The 14,984-nt window shown below is 33.4% G+C and carries 11 protein-coding genes; 6 read left to right on the forward strand and 5 right to left on the reverse strand.

Going from position 1 to position 14,984, the window contains the following annotated elements; all coding sequences use genetic code 11:
* The 4 genes from F6K27_RS21980 to F6K27_RS21995 all read right to left on the reverse strand — a co-directional run.
* Nucleotides 1-3,208: caspase family protein (locus F6K27_RS21980; RefSeq protein ID WP_287300919.1), on the reverse strand; the 3,208-nt coding region annotated here is incomplete at its 3' end.
* Nucleotides 3,209-3,395: 187 nt separating this feature from the next.
* Nucleotides 3,396-4,535: a transposase gene (locus tag F6K27_RS21985; RefSeq protein WP_287278300.1), complete on the reverse strand. Its 1,140-nt coding sequence runs from the start codon at nucleotides 4,533-4,535 to the stop codon at nucleotides 3,396-3,398.
* A 98-nt stretch (nucleotides 4,536-4,633) separates the two neighbouring features.
* Nucleotides 4,634-4,921 carry a type II toxin-antitoxin system VapC family toxin gene (locus F6K27_RS21990; protein ID WP_287278302.1) on the reverse strand — a complete coding sequence of 96 codons (288 nt, stop codon included), beginning with the start codon at nucleotides 4,919-4,921 and terminating at the stop codon, nucleotides 4,634-4,636.
* On the reverse strand, nucleotides 4,922-5,185 hold the full coding sequence (locus tag F6K27_RS21995) for a hypothetical protein (protein ID WP_287278304.1): 264 nt from the start codon (nucleotides 5,183-5,185) through the stop codon (nucleotides 4,922-4,924).
* A 463-nt stretch (nucleotides 5,186-5,648) separates the two neighbouring features.
* On the opposite strand from F6K27_RS21995, the gene F6K27_RS22000 reads away from it, so the two are divergent.
* The 5 genes from F6K27_RS22000 (at nucleotide 5,649) to F6K27_RS22020 (ending at nucleotide 11,903) form a co-directional block, all read left to right on the forward strand.
* The gene (locus F6K27_RS22000) at nucleotides 5,649-6,131 is read left to right on the forward strand and encodes a hypothetical protein (RefSeq protein WP_287278305.1); all 483 of its coding nucleotides are present in this window, start codon (nucleotides 5,649-5,651) and stop codon (nucleotides 6,129-6,131) included.
* A gap of 144 nt (nucleotides 6,132-6,275) precedes the next feature.
* The gene (locus tag F6K27_RS22005; RefSeq protein ID WP_287278307.1) at nucleotides 6,276-7,655 is read left to right on the forward strand and encodes a hypothetical protein; all 1,380 of its coding nucleotides are present in this window, start codon (nucleotides 6,276-6,278) and stop codon (nucleotides 7,653-7,655) included.
* 735 nt (nucleotides 7,656-8,390) lie between these two features.
* Entirely contained in the window at nucleotides 8,391-9,587 is a 1,197-nt protein-coding gene (locus tag F6K27_RS22010) for a methyltransferase domain-containing protein (protein ID WP_287278327.1), read from the forward strand.
* A gap of 1,443 nt (nucleotides 9,588-11,030) precedes the next feature.
* On the forward strand, nucleotides 11,031-11,288 hold the full coding sequence (locus F6K27_RS22015; RefSeq protein ID WP_124143617.1) for a hypothetical protein: 258 nt from the start codon (nucleotides 11,031-11,033) through the stop codon (nucleotides 11,286-11,288).
* A 153-nt stretch (nucleotides 11,289-11,441) separates the two neighbouring features.
* Nucleotides 11,442-11,903: a DUF2267 domain-containing protein gene (locus F6K27_RS22020; RefSeq protein WP_287278310.1), complete on the forward strand. Its 462-nt coding sequence runs from the start codon at nucleotides 11,442-11,444 to the stop codon at nucleotides 11,901-11,903.
* 1,675 nt (nucleotides 11,904-13,578) lie between these two features.
* On the opposite strand, the gene F6K27_RS22025 is transcribed toward F6K27_RS22020, so the two are convergent.
* Entirely contained in the window at nucleotides 13,579-13,725 is a 147-nt protein-coding gene (locus F6K27_RS22025; protein ID WP_161564360.1) for a hypothetical protein, read from the reverse strand.
* 269 nt (nucleotides 13,726-13,994) lie between these two features.
* On the opposite strand from F6K27_RS22025, the gene arsS reads away from it, so the two are divergent.
* Nucleotides 13,995-14,981: an arsenosugar biosynthesis radical SAM (seleno)protein ArsS gene (arsS, locus tag F6K27_RS22030; RefSeq protein WP_124143615.1), complete on the forward strand. Its 987-nt coding sequence runs from the start codon at nucleotides 13,995-13,997 to the stop codon at nucleotides 14,979-14,981.
* The last annotated feature ends 3 nt before the right edge of the window (nucleotides 14,982-14,984 follow it).

Consider the following 14,984-nt stretch of genomic DNA (forward strand, 5'->3'; position numbering starts at 1 on the left):
TAGCGAATTGTTGGCCGGTGGTAGGATTCCAGATGCGGGCGGTTTTGTCATCACTTGCAGTGGCAATGGTTTCACCGTCGGGGCTAAAGGCTACTGCATATACCGAGGACTGGTGCTTAAGGGTAGCTAATTGTTTGCCAGTATCGGCATCCCAAAGGCGGGCGGTTTTGTCAATGCTTGCAGTGGCAATGGTTTCACCGTCGGGGCTAAAGGCTACTGCATATACCGAGGACTGGTGCTTAAGGGTAGCTAATTGTTTGCCAGTATCGGCATCCCAAAGGCGGGCGGTTTTGTCATCACTTGCAGTGGCAATGGTTTCACCGTCGGGGCTAAAGGCTACTGCCTTTACCCAGGACTGGTGCTTAAGGGTAGCTAATTGTTTGCCAGTATCGGCATCCCAAAGGCGGGCGGTTTTGTCATCACTTGCAGTGGCAATGGTTTCACCGTCGGGGCTAAAGGCTACTGCCTTTACCCAGGACTGGTGCTTAAGGGTATGCAGATGATCTGGTAGTTGACTTAGCCCCTTGCGGATAGCTCCATCGGCTGCATTTTGAGGTAGAAATGAAAACTGACTGCTTAAAAATTTCCTGACCACTTTCCGCCACCAAGAATCTCGCAATTGTTTCAATTCTTGGATTTTGTGCATTGACTGAACTCCCAACAAAACACTTGTGTCATAAAGGTTATAAGTTCTGACAATCTCTGCTTTTCCTGCTATCTGACGGGTCAAGGATACTTCAGTATTATGTTTAGCTATCTTTTGTTGTATCCAAGCATAAGCAGATACCCCACTCATTAAAACTAAAGAAACCAATAAAATTTGATTCCGCTTTTGAGCTAATTTTCTAGCTTTCTTTTCTTGCTCTAATTCCCTTTCTCTACGTTCCTTTTCTTCTTTTTCTTGGCGACTTCTCAAATTCTGACTCTTCTCAATAAATTCATAAGCCACCCCATCTAATAAAGCCATTTCACCGTATTTTTTCAGATATTCTTCTGCTTTAGTTAACTGACCTGCTCGTAATAACAAACCATCTTTTTTACCATCTTTTTTCCACTCGGCAGCATCAGCTTCAATTTTCCTTTCTAATGGCAAAGTTTCTTGATATTCTTCTACCCATTCCCTCAAAGTTTTCCAACTTCTAATTAAATCTTCGTGAACAATATCTAATAATGTTCCCTCCTCCGACTTATCTTTAGTAATTAACCGATTATTTTGGTCTGCCAACTTATCACTAACTGCCGACAAAAGCTCTAAACTATGTTGTTCATTAGGCAATTTTTCTAATATTACTCGTCTGCGAGTATCTGTTATTTTTCCATAAATTATTGGCTGTTCTCCAGGCTGAACTAATTCTAAAAATATTCTCTTAGCAACTGACTTTTCCTCTTTACTCAAACTCTCAAAAACTTCATTCGCTCGCTTAGTCAAAGTACCTTGAATTCCACCCAATTTTCTATAAGTTGCTAGAGTTAAATATTTACTTTTATCTTCTCCTTGAGTGGCAGATTTCCACAGTGCATCGAGAGTATATTGTAAGAGAGGTAAACTACCAGGATTACGCAGAAAATCTTCCGTAATTTGGGCAACTAATCTCGGCTCAACTCCCATTCCCACTAATTCCGCTGGTTTTTCTATTGCCTCTTCTATTTCATCTTTTTCCAAGGGTATTACTAATAGTTGATGCTGCTTAATTTGATTAGCTAACCCTGCATATTCAGAACATCGGTCGAGAAAATCTGCCCGCATTCCCAATACCACACAAAATTTATCGGATTGCTTTTCCAACGCTTCCAAAAAAACATTAAAAAATTTCTGTCGTTCTTGTTCTTTTTGTTCTTGACCTTGACACTGAGTAAAAGCTTCTTCAAACTGGTCAATTATCATTACTACCTTTTCGGCTTCAGCTACATCAATAAACTTAATTAATTTCTCAGTTAAATTCTCTGTTTTTTTGCCTTCTATATTATAGGGGTGAGGTTCAGTTTTAGATCCCCCCCCGCCCCCCTTAAAAAGGGGGGAGTCTTCAATTTCTCCTTTTGTAAGGGAGGAGCTGTCAAATTCCTCTGCTGTCGCCCTTTCTAAGGGAGGAGTCTTCAAAGTCCCCGTTTCTAAGGGGGATTTAGGGGGATCTTTCATAATTGCCTGTTGCAAACTTTCCAAAGGAGATGAACCAGGAGTAAAAGGATTAATATAAAACCATCTATCGCTCCCCGATATTTTTTGCCCCCGCTTCAATTGATATAACAAACCTGCTCGCAACAAAGAAGATTTTCCACTTCCCGAAGCTCCCAAAACTGCCACAAAATTATTAGTTCTGACTCGGTCAATTAATTCATCAGTTAATCGAGTTCTACCATGAAAAAATACTGCATCATTTTCCTGCTGCTGAAAATAAGATAAACCACGATAAGGAGCAATATTTTTCCAGCGATCATCTATCGGTTGATGAGGAGTATTAGTAGTAAGAATAATCGCATCCCCAGAATTATGAAACATGGGTGCTTGAGATGTCTGAGACATATTTTGTTTGATAAAATCTGCCAAAATATAATTAGTTACCCAACCATCAACATAATTTTCTGGGTTTAAACCTTCCAGTAATTTTGCCGTAAAAATACCATGTTCCTCACTCAATTTTTCCACACTTGTTTCAAAGGAACGAGAAGCAGTAATCAAACAACGACTTATTTGTTTTCCCTCAGTTCCAGGGTCAGCTTCTTGGTCAAAATTCAATAATTCTCCACTAAAACAACAGTCTAAACAAACAATTTGTTTTTTAACCGGACTCTCTTGTAATATTTGTTTTAACCAATTTAAAGAAAGACCATAAATATTTCTCTTGAGTTGAACATCACTGGTAACCAAAAATCCTTCTCGAATACCTCCTTTTGTTGTTACATATCCATGTCCGGCAAAAAAGAGTAAAGCTACATCAGGAACTTCATTTTTTATAGGTGGATTAAATAAATTAATAATTGCTTGTTGGAGGTCATTAATCTTAACTATACCATCAGAAATAAATCTTTCTTTACCTTCCTCGTCATAGCCTTTTGGCAAACGTTGGACTCGAAATTCACCAGATTTTTCTAAAATATTGGCAATAGATTCAGCATCTTTAACAGGAGCTTTAAGGTTTAAATCTCCAGGTTCTGCTTTGATAAGAAACGGATAAAAATTAATTCCAACCACTAAGGATTCTCTAGACATAATGATTAATTATTAATTAAAATTTTAAATAAATTAAGATGGATAATTATTAGGATTTTCTATCAATAATCCCTCATTCAAAACAGCTAAATTTAGTTCATTGTCGGCTGAGACAAAAGTAATACCAGGTAAATTATAAGCTAAACAGAGCGAATTAATATTACAACCTGCTGCTAACTGAATCGCATCATAACCGTACGAAAAAAACTATTATTTGAACACTGCCGTTGATATCGGCATTAATCACTTTACCTGTTCCACTTCTAAACAAACCGCGTTTGACTCGTTTTCCCACATAATTCTCATGACGCCTGGGCAATTCTAAATCAAGTGCAGAAGTTTTACTGGTGTAACTTTCTTCTGTCTCCATAACTTTGATACCAGCAAGTTCACATTTATAAGTTATCTGTTGAATTAGCTTAGAGTGTGGTATTTGGGTAAAGTTTTGATTGTTTTTTTTACCGATGTTTGCACCTTGTTTCCAATTATCATTTTTTCCAATTACTACAGTACCAATATTGTTTGTGGTTAGATACTCAACCACTAAGAAACTGGTGTTATGTAGATAATTCTCCACAAAACGATTTCGGTTATAGGTTAACGCTTCAATCTTACGGCTCGTTTTTTTCTGGCCTTTGAGAACACTTTGGTACTTGGCTTTTCGCTTGTTATATAGTTGATTGACACTTTTTAGTGGCTTCCCGTTAATCAGCAGTGGTTTGACACCAGGCTTATTTGTAGATAGAGCGACTAATCTGTCAATTCCTAAGTCTATTCCGGCTACATATCTTGAGTTTATTTGTGGCTGATTCGTTTTTTCATACACTACTTCAATTATATAGCAGCTAGTAGCAGGTACTATCCTGACTTCGATTACAGTATCCACAACTACAGGTATTTTGATCTCACTCATGGATAAGTGACAAATACCATTTTTTAAAGGGGCTTTATAGACTGATTCCTTTGAATATATAACTACATTTCTACCTTGGGTTTTGTCCTTATACTTGGGTATTTTGGGCTTACCCAAAAACTTACAGGGATGTTTTGACCATTCTTTGATTGCCTGAAAATAACTACGCCAAGTGGCAACCAAGCATTTGATTATTTGTTTGGAGACCTTGGTTGGTAATGCTCTATAGGCATCGCTATCTTTGGTGGCGTGGTACAGTTTAGTTAAATCCAGGCTTTTTGAGGACTGGAAAAAATGCTGACGACAATAATAATTAGCCAAATTATACAAGTTTTTAGACTTAAAGGCTAATTCATCACAAACTCGCCAAAAGTTATGTGTTCGGTTAATAATATGTCTATCAACAAGTCGCATTCACTTATTCGCTTTTTTGATAATTTATTGTTACCTATTTAATATTGCAACAATGAGTGTAAATTTTACAACTATTTTCTACGGTTTAAGTTTAACAGTTAATCACCCCTTAAACCATAAGTTTCAGCGAATGTCATTCCCAAGTTAATAATACTTTCAGTAATTTCAATAATTTGGTACTCTTGAAGAGTGTCTTGTCTAAATTGATGATTAATTTTTGCTGCATCTGTCATACTAATATTTCCACCACGCGATCGCCTGGTAATAGCAGCAATAAATATTTGATTATCCAAAGCAGGATTGAACAAACCCAAAACCCAAGTAGAACCAATTTCATTGATATAACCCTTGACTAATGCACTACTATCTAAAAAGTAGATTGCCATTTAACGACGTTCCTCAATAATTGTTTCAGAAATAGGTTTTCCTTCTATTTGAACCAGTTGTCGTTCAGTTATTGGTTTATAAGATGGAGTTTTAATTTTCTTGACAATCCCAGAATTTATTAAAGATTTATGAAAAGCATCTTGTGGATCTAATCCATTTCTTTTAGTTAGGTATTGTTGAATTTTTTGATTAAGTTGTTGCAGTTCTTCTGGCTCAAGCATCTCAAGTTTATTTATAATTTGTGTAAGGATTGCCTGTGTCATAACCTACCCGTTTTTTTAGCTAATTTTTCTTCTATTATACCTAGTATGATAAATGTTTGTTACAAATGCTAGGAACGTTGAATACAACGTCTCTAGATCAGAGGGAAGAAAGTATAGCGCTGTGCGCAGGGAACAGGGAACAGGGAACAGGGAACAGGGGGAATAAATTGCCGATCATATAAGACTTCTAGCTCTTTTGCCCCTACTACAATTTGTAAATATACCAGCGCTCATTGCTATATTGGAAAAAAACTTGCCTTGACCTAGAAAGTGTATATTCATTAGAAATAAACTTTGAAGAAGGAGACAGGAGACAGGAGACAGGAGACAGGAGGAAAATTACATGGGGATAGTCAACGAAGGGCCGCTCCGCGTCTACGCTCCCCCAAGTAATGCGTGAACACCCCCGTTGACGGTGGGGTATTAAACCCACAAAGAAAATGATAAATAAAGGATATTTACCATGAATGATTCAAAGAACAAATTTTTATTATCTATGTTATTAGCAATCAGAGAATTAGACGAATTAGATACTCCCTTAAATTCCCAGGAAAAAAACAATCTTTATATTTTTGCTGGGCAATTAAAGGCTGATATCACTGCTTGGGGAATATCTATTAAGCCTAATTTAATAGAACTAATTAACAATAACCCATCTTTAAATGCAGTTTTTCAAGACATTAAATCAAAATTAGAAAAAATTGATAATATTCCCGAAAATTTAATTCCCAGTCAAGATGAATTAGCAACAGTTATCCCGATAAAAATTGAACCACTTCAACGTCCTATTATCAAACTTGATGCTTCATATTTAAAAAGTAACGAAATTACAAATATGTCTATCCAGATTCTTTCATCACCACAGCCATCAAAAACAGCTAAAAAAATTAGTAAACTTGAGCAGTTATTAAATTTTATTCGCCAAAATCGGTCAGATAATAAATAAACCATAATTACAAAAATTTTCAGCTTTGTTGTAGCTTGGGTCAAGGGGGAATAATTCTATCAACTTACACAATTTAATAGCGGTATTCCCTAACCAAGCAATCATTTTTTTTGACTATATTAAAACTATTAACTGATAACTTAAATGACCGATATTATTAATCCTACCATTGACTTATTTCTCTATGACCTGAGAAACAGTATCGGTGATGATGAAAAAGACATAGACCAAAAACGCCAATATTTTTATCAAAAATTCCATGAAACTGTTCGGGAAAAGTTAAAACAAAACGAGGAAGATAATAACAACAAGCAAAACCTAGAAGTAGAATATTTTCACCTTCTTAAATCTATTTATGCTCCTTTAGATTCTGATACTTCCCTAGAAAATGGTTATTACTATCCAGTAAGACTAGGAGACAGTTACGGACTATTATTAGAAGTTGCTGCACCCGACAAACAACTGCCCGAACATTTTGCCGAATTAAGAACAAAAGTTCAACAAAAATTAGGAGAAAATATAGCCACATTAGGTCAGACCTGGATGTTATCTGCCTACCTACCTAACTTCTCAGAAAAAACTTCAGAAGAAATAGCTAAAGAATGTTATCAAGCAGTTTTTCCTAATGTAGAAAAAATAGAATTTGATAGCAAAGGTGAATTTATTGGAGCAACAATTTTTGAAAATTCTAACACTAGATTAAAACAAGAAATAGTAAAAATAGGAGATAAAGAAATATTTACTGTTGTGCAAAATCAACATATTATTATTGCCATCTATCCAGACCAAGAAAGCTTCAATAAATTAGCCCAATTCTATACAGACTGGATGCGGTTATTTTATTATCACCATAAAATTATTTGGGCTTATGGTCAAAGTCGTATTTTAATAAATAAAATCAAAGAAAAATTTAGTCAAATTCAGACAATAACTGAATCCATAGAAGAAAATATTACTCAAAAAAATGGCAAGATAAATAATTTACAAAAATTTAGCGATATCCTCAGTCAGGTGCAAGTTATCATCCACCAATACACCAGCAATTTCAATAATCTCAAATTTCAACAAGGCACAATAGAAATCAACTTAAACAATTACAATAAAAGATTAGAAACTCTCAAACAAAAAGCAAAAAAAAAAGTTACTTACAATCGAAATAATATCAACTTCTTAGAAGATTTGAGTAAATTAGTAAAGGAAAAATACATCTTACAAATAACAAAAAATTTAGAAACCTCTGAACTAGGATTGAGATTATTAGAAGATAATATTAACGCTATCCGCAGTCAAATAGAAATAGAAAAAGCCAAGAGCGACCGCGACTTTAAAGAATTAATTGCTGTTGTAGGTACAGGAGTAGCAGTTGCTGGTTTAACAGGAGATAATGCCACAACAGAATGTAAATCGATTTTCGGCGATAAATTTTTCCTTTGTCAAAATACATTGATATATAAACTAATATTAGTTTTGATTGCTAGTTTCTTAGCTTGGTTTTTCAGAAGATATATATTAAAGCGGCCTTGAAAAAGGGAGAAGGTGGTAGTGCGTAGTAATGCTACAAAGAGTGTGGGAAGTGTGGGAAGTGTGGGGAGAAATTAAAACATATATATTTTTACAATTACTATGCAGAACAACCCACAATTTTTTATATGAAATACAAAAAATTAAATCAATTATCGCACTCTTATTCATCAATTCTTTCCCCCTACTTCCTACTCCTTCTTTTCTGTAGATTTCTAGATGTCAGAGTAGTATGGAAAATTTATTGCTTCGACGATCTTTGGTTTAATTATGTCTACCTATTTAGGGATTGCTGATTAAATATAAAAGCATTTACAGATAAAGATTTTAGCCTTTAAATAGCGAAAAAAAACTGCAACTTTTTCAGCTTGAGCGACCAAAAAGTTAGGATAAAAGGCAGAATAATTGCAGAAAAATCAAGGAATAAAATATCCGACTAACTCCTCTAAATTCCCCATTCCTCCTGACTTCCCCTCCTGGGAGGGGGAGGGGCGAGGGGTGGGTTGACTCCTGACTCATACCAAAAAAACTTATTCAGCAAACCCTATTTATTCTCTTATTCTTTACTTTTTCTCAGCAAATACTCATTTAAAAGTGTTTTAAATAAAAATATATAACTAGATAAATTTTCACAATATATAAATCATACTTTGTGAAAATTTCCTTAATGTGTGTCATCTTCAGCTTGATTATTTGGTAGATATAATGAATTGGGAAAATTTTGAACAAGATTTATCTATGACCGATACAACCACAAATGAAAAATTGACTGCTAACTATAATATTGAAAATGCAGTTTTAGAACGTTATCAAGCAGGCGCTCAACAAGTACAACCAGCTCTATGTTGTCCGACTAAATATGAGGAAAATTATCTAGATATTTTACCTCAAGAAATTATTCAAAAAGATTATGGTTGTGGTGACCCTACTCTTTATATTTCTCCTGGAGAAACAGTTGTAGATTTAGGTTCGGGTGCTGGAAAAAATTGCTATATTATTGCTCAAAAGGTTGGTGCTGAAGGACAAGTAATAGGAGTAGATTTTAATGATGATATGTTAGGATTAGCTCGAAAATATCAAAATGAAATAGCTACTAAAGTTGGGTATCATAATACGAAATTTGTCAAAGGAAAAATTCAGGATTTAGCCCTTGACTTAGACATAGTTGAACAGTGGCTAATGGCAAATCCAATTACTTCTATTGATGCTCTAGCAGCTTTTGAATCAGAATGTAATGCTCTCCGCAAAGAACAACCTTTAATTCCAGATAATAGTGTTGATGTAGTAATTTCTAATTGTGTGTTGAATTTAGTTCGCCCCCAAGATAAAGAAAAACTATTTAGTGAAATTTATAGAGTTTTAAAGCGAGGTGGTAGAGCAATTATTTCTGATATTGTCTGTGATGAAGACCCCACTCCAGACATTATTAATGACCCGGAATTATGGAGTGGTTGTATTGCTGGAGCATTTCGAGAAGATGTTTTTCTAAAAATGTTTGAAGAGGCTGGTTTTTATGGAGTTGAAATTCTCAAACGTCAAGAAAAACCATGGCAAGTAATAGATGGAATTGAATTTAATTCTGTGACAGTTCGTGCTTTTAAAGGAAAAGAAGGAGAATGTTTAGAAAGGAATCAGGCTGTAATTTACAAAGGTCCTTGGAAACAGGTGGTTGATGATGATGGTCATACTTTGTACAGAGGTCAAAGAATGGCTGTTTGTGATAAAACTTTCAAAATTTATACAGACCAAAATGGTCCTTATTATCAAGATTTTTTGCCTGTTGAACCTTATACAGATATTCCATTAAATTCAGCACAACAATTTGATTGCCGACGTTCTAAAAATAGGCATCCGAAGGAAACTAAAGGTTTAGATTATCGAATTACAAGTGTTAATGATAATACGGATTGTTGTAGTCCTTCAGATTGTGGTTGAATTAAATCAAAAATAGTCTTAAATTACAGACTGGGATAATTCTAATATCATGTCTGGTTTAATACTTATAAATCATTGAGTAGCAGAGCAGGGATAGATTTGCCGTTGAAGTGAGAAGATGATTTTTTTCATCACTAATTAAAGGGATATTCTATTAATGATCTGACTTTAAATACAGTAGAAACGAGAGACTAATTTCTACTGTATTTTTTTGTATAACAGAAGGAAGAAGCAAAAATCTGGCGTTGTCTGAGTTTTCAGCTTTTAGGGGAAGTGGTAGATATGTAGCGGTCGTAAAAATTATTCAATTTTAAAATACTTAATTTTTGATTTTTTTTAAATTTTTATAGTTTAGGCATATGACCGGGTAAAAGAAATATTTATGGCGAGCGATCGCTCTCTAAAAATCATTGTTTAATTTGGCAGAATTGAGGTTCTCATAATATAGAGTCGATCGATATAGATGCCAAATTAGTTCTGTACATATTTTTTGTCAGTTTATAATCAAGTTTTTCTATCAATCAGACATAAAACAGTAGAAAAATAAATAGGTACAACAAGTTATATTGGGGTGCATCTCATATTTGCAAAAATACTTTTTTCCTATATATTCCCTGTTGTCTGTTGCCTGTTGCCTGTTGCCTAAAAGCGATAAATTTTTGGCTTTATTCAAAATTGAGATACACCCTTATATTGAACGCTTTAATCATACTCTTCGTCAGTGAATTTCCCATCTTGTTAGGAATACTTTATCCTTTTAAAAAAAATTGGAAAATCATTTAATATCTATATTAAATTTAATACATTATACAAATTCCCAAAAATAATGCTATAGTTTAGATGCGACTTCAGTTATTAAGTGATAATAATGCTTCAGTAATGTTTGCATGCGATTATCGGTATTAAACCAAAATATCTTATTTCTTTTCACCCTACTCCCTACTCTCAAGGATATTTAACAATAATGCGTTAAAAATGGTATTATTCTGATGCAATGGCCACCCCAATTTTAGAATATTGCTACATATTTACCGAGAAATTGTGGGTATGCGCCTCCCCTTTTAAGGGAATAAAAAAAGAGAATATTTATTATTTAAAGCCTCCTGATTGCAGAGATACTGATAACTGATAACTGTTAACTGATAACTGAAATTACCACGTTGGGAATAGTTCTAATATTCTTGATATTTAACCACTTTTGAACTGCCAAAACTTTTGATACATAGCAGTCGAAAGAAAGGTTAAGGCTTATCAAAAGCTGAAAATTCAGACAAAGTAAGATTTTTCCTTTTTCCTTTTTTCCTCTTCACTCTTCCTTCTTACTTCTTCTAATCAGTTATGATAAGATACCATAGTTATATCCAGTTCTACAAACCTACCATTTCATAAATTTTGAGGGTGTTTGAGCTATTACCAATTATCCATTACCCATGAATGAATAAAATGCCTAATTCAAATTTTCAACCTTTAGATAATTATTCAGTTGAGTCAGAAGAAAATAAAAACGACCAAAATGACGAAATGGAAGTTATAGAATCTTATAATCCTGAAACTAAGGTAATGCTGGAGCGGTTTATTTTAGTATTAATAGCAATTGGATTAATCGTAGGAGCAATTTTATCGGTTGGAGTTGTTTATATTCTTGATAAAACTGGATTTACAACTCCCCCCAGTCAACAACCAATAAATCTAGGAAACTAAAAAGCGACTGCTCTATCTCAATTCTATCTCAATTATTATCTATCTAGATGGCAAACATATTAGTGAGTAGATAAAAACTACCTGAGTAGTTATTTTTTTGTATTTACCTATGTGATAATATCTAATAATCTAATAATATTTAGGGATTTAATTATGACAGATTCTCAACAAGTTCCTGTAGATGAAAAATTTGTGCCTTTTCTTCAGAAAGTTCAAACTCAAGCAGGATTACCAGATATTTATGATGCCAGAGATATTAGTGTTATTGTCTTTCGTACAATGCGAGATTTAATGACAACAGAAGCATCTAATCAGGTAGCTTCAGATTTAAATTCTGGTAGTGAAAAACCAGACCCAGATGAAATAGCAGAACTTTGGAAAGATAATAATCCACTTGTTGCTTTTCTGAGTAAAATTCGACCACCACTTACATTTGATGGTGATACTTTTATTTTCCGAGTTAATCAAGAATCAGGTGTTCCTAAAGGAATAGCACCGGAAACTGTAATTAAAGCTGTTTTTTCTGCGACAAAGGAAGAACTTTCTCCAGAAATAATTCAAGAAATAGCTAATTTCATGCCAGATAAAGTTAAGGTTATGTGGAACGAAGCTTAGGAGATTAATATTTTTTCCACTCTTTAAAATAACTAGGTTTGTTAGTGCAGCATTTTTTAGGAAAGGAGGAATAAAGAAGGAATAGAAAAGATTTTTTTTAATTTTCAGCACTGCTATAGCTATCCTAGATAAAATATGAACATTAGCTATATATCAAGAGAATTAACCCTCAGTATTTAGATAACTAAAATTTGTTCAAAATCTATTTAGGACAGCTATATATAATCATCTTCAGTTCGCAAAGATTTGCTGATAATTTTAATTAACTTATTTCTAGCTTTCATCCTTCTTCCTAATTTTTAATCATAGTAAATACAAGGATTAAATTTAATCTTATACTCGATCAAAACAAAATCCTGCTAATCACAACAACTATCCTTTCCATAAAATAATTTTTGAGATTTTGACTCAGTTAGCCTCCTACGGAGGAACTGTGTTAACATTTGAATAATGCGGGTTTCATACCTGTCACAAAGGCGCACCACTAATTTCTTTAAATAAGCGTAGAGGTCTTATACCAATTTGAAAAAAGAATGCTACAAAAAAAAAGCTGAAAATCATGCTTAAAAATAACTTCTCCAATCCGATAAACTACCTATTTCAATATTTACAATATCTGCGAGTGAGAAAATTTTAGACTTAAGGCCAAAAATATAGATTAAGCGGTTGTTTTGCTGGCGCACAACTGCATTAATGCTGCGCGACATCTTTGCGGAGCATGACCTAGGAAAAAGTGGAGCTTCCCGAGGGGTAGGATAGCTTTGATAGCGCACAACTACGTTAACGCGTCAGCGTCCTGTAGGGAATGGTCTCCTCCCCATATCCAATCCACCAAGAGAGACGCAACTACATTTTCTGAATTTAGTATTAAAGCAAATGTTAAAAATCTGGATAAAACAATTACATTTTTATTTTTTATCTATCCCAGATTGAATATTAAAAAACTTACTCTCACTCTCCAAAAAATTGGCGGATAAAATTGTATAAATTTTAGGATTATCAGGGCAGTCATGCAAAATTCAAAAAAGGTGCTAATATTCAAAAATCAACAATTAATCATTATTTATTTTGAAAAGAAGAAGATTTACTAAAAGATTTTTTTTATTGTAGGGCGACAGCTAGTGACAAAGTCAAAGAGAAGTTTTAAACCTTGAATTATTGACAAAATTACCTGCAGAACTATTCAATAATTTGCTTTTATGCCGACTCCTGACTCTCTAACTTAAAGCACAGATACTTATATATCCTCGCCTATTTCTTAATTATTTCTCAGGTTAGACTCAGTTTATCTAGATTTAATTATAAATGTCTGTAATTAATAATTAAATTAAAAAATCTATAAATTGAATTTTATCAAACATCACTATTTTATGACATTTGCTATTACTGTTATATTTGAGTGTAGGAATAACTAATGATTGTTTTCCTAACTCTAAACCAACTATTGAATCAAATACTAATACCAATTTGATAAATTTTTGCTACAAATAGTTAGGCTATTTCTTAGGAGTCAACCCACCCCTCGCCCCTCCCCCTCCCAGGAGGGGAAGTCAGGAGTCAGGAGTCATAATGAATGGCTTTAATACCATTTTTAGAGTGTAAATTATCTTTTTTGTCAAAGGAACATTTACTGTAAAATATTTTTATCGCACTTATTATTCGTAACATTCTTTTTTCAAATTGGTATAATACAAGTGGAGCGATCGCCCAAAACTCTGACCCTAGTAAAAATCTCTGTACTGGTAAAAATTCTTAAACAAACATCTACAAAAAAAATAGAATAGCTATCTGTAGCACTGACCTCATAACCTACTTTAGTCAAAGTTAATTAGTGCGAGGAAGCCGTAAATACAATTGTTGATGAAAAACTTGATTTAAACTATAGTAAAGGAGTACAAAAGTTATTGAAAAAATAGATGCCTAGCCATTTTATAAAAGTGGTAATTAATTATTAAAATTAATATCATTACATCAAAATATAATGATGAAAAAAATCATAAAAATGTAAATATCAAATTTACTTCAATCAATACTTATCTGTAAAAAAAATATATCACAAATTTTTAAACTCCTTATTATTAAATAATAACAATGATTCAGACAGCTTTTACACCTTTCAAAACCAAACTTGATAAAACCTTAACTAAGAAAAAAATTACTGTTTTACAAATTAACCTTGGCAAACGTTGTAATCTTGCCTGTACCCATTGTCATGTTGAAGCGAGTCCGAAACGAACAGAAGAACTTTCCCCAGAAATCTGTGAACAATTAATTGAACTAATTAATAGATTTCCTCAAATTCAAACAGTTGACTTGACTGGTGGAGCACCGGAAATGAATTATGGTTTTAAACAATTAGTTAAAGCTGCTAGAACAAATAAAAAAGAAGTAATTGTTCGTTCTAATTTGACAATTTATTTTGTTAAAGGATTTGCAGATATTCCAGAATATTGTGCTGACAATCAACTGAGAATTGTGGCATCATTGCCTTGTTATTTAGAAGATAATGTCGATAAAATGCGCGGTTATGGCGTTTATAGTGAATCAATTAAAGCATTGCAATGGTTAAACAAATTAGGATATGGAAAAGATCGACATCTGATCTTAGATTTAGTTTATAATCCTCCCGTTCCAAAGAAAAATAAATTTACCCTTCCTCCTAATCAAAAAAATCTAGAGGAAGATTATAAAAAATATTTAGAAGAGAATTTTAACATCTACTTTAACCAACTTCTTACAATTACCAATTTACCCATAGGTAGAACTAAGCTATATCTGCAAAATAGAAAAATATATCAGCCTTATCTAGATTTTTTGGAGTCAAATTTTAATTCTGAGACTGTAGAAAATTTAATGTGTCGAAATGAATTATCAATTGATTATTTAGGTAATGTCTATGACTGTGACTTTAATCAGATGGAAAAAATCCCAGCTCAAACTAACAAAATTGAAAAAATCACAGTAGCTAAGTTATTAGAAGCTAATAGTTTAGACATAATTGAACAAGTGCAGACAGAAAATTATTGTTACGGTTGTACAGCAGGTTGTGGATCTAGTTGCAGTGGGTCATTAATATAATTT

Source organism: Okeania sp. SIO2F5, from assembly GCF_010692685.1.
GTDB classification, from domain to species: Bacteria; Cyanobacteriota; Cyanobacteriia; order Cyanobacteriales; family Microcoleaceae; genus Okeania; species Okeania hirsuta.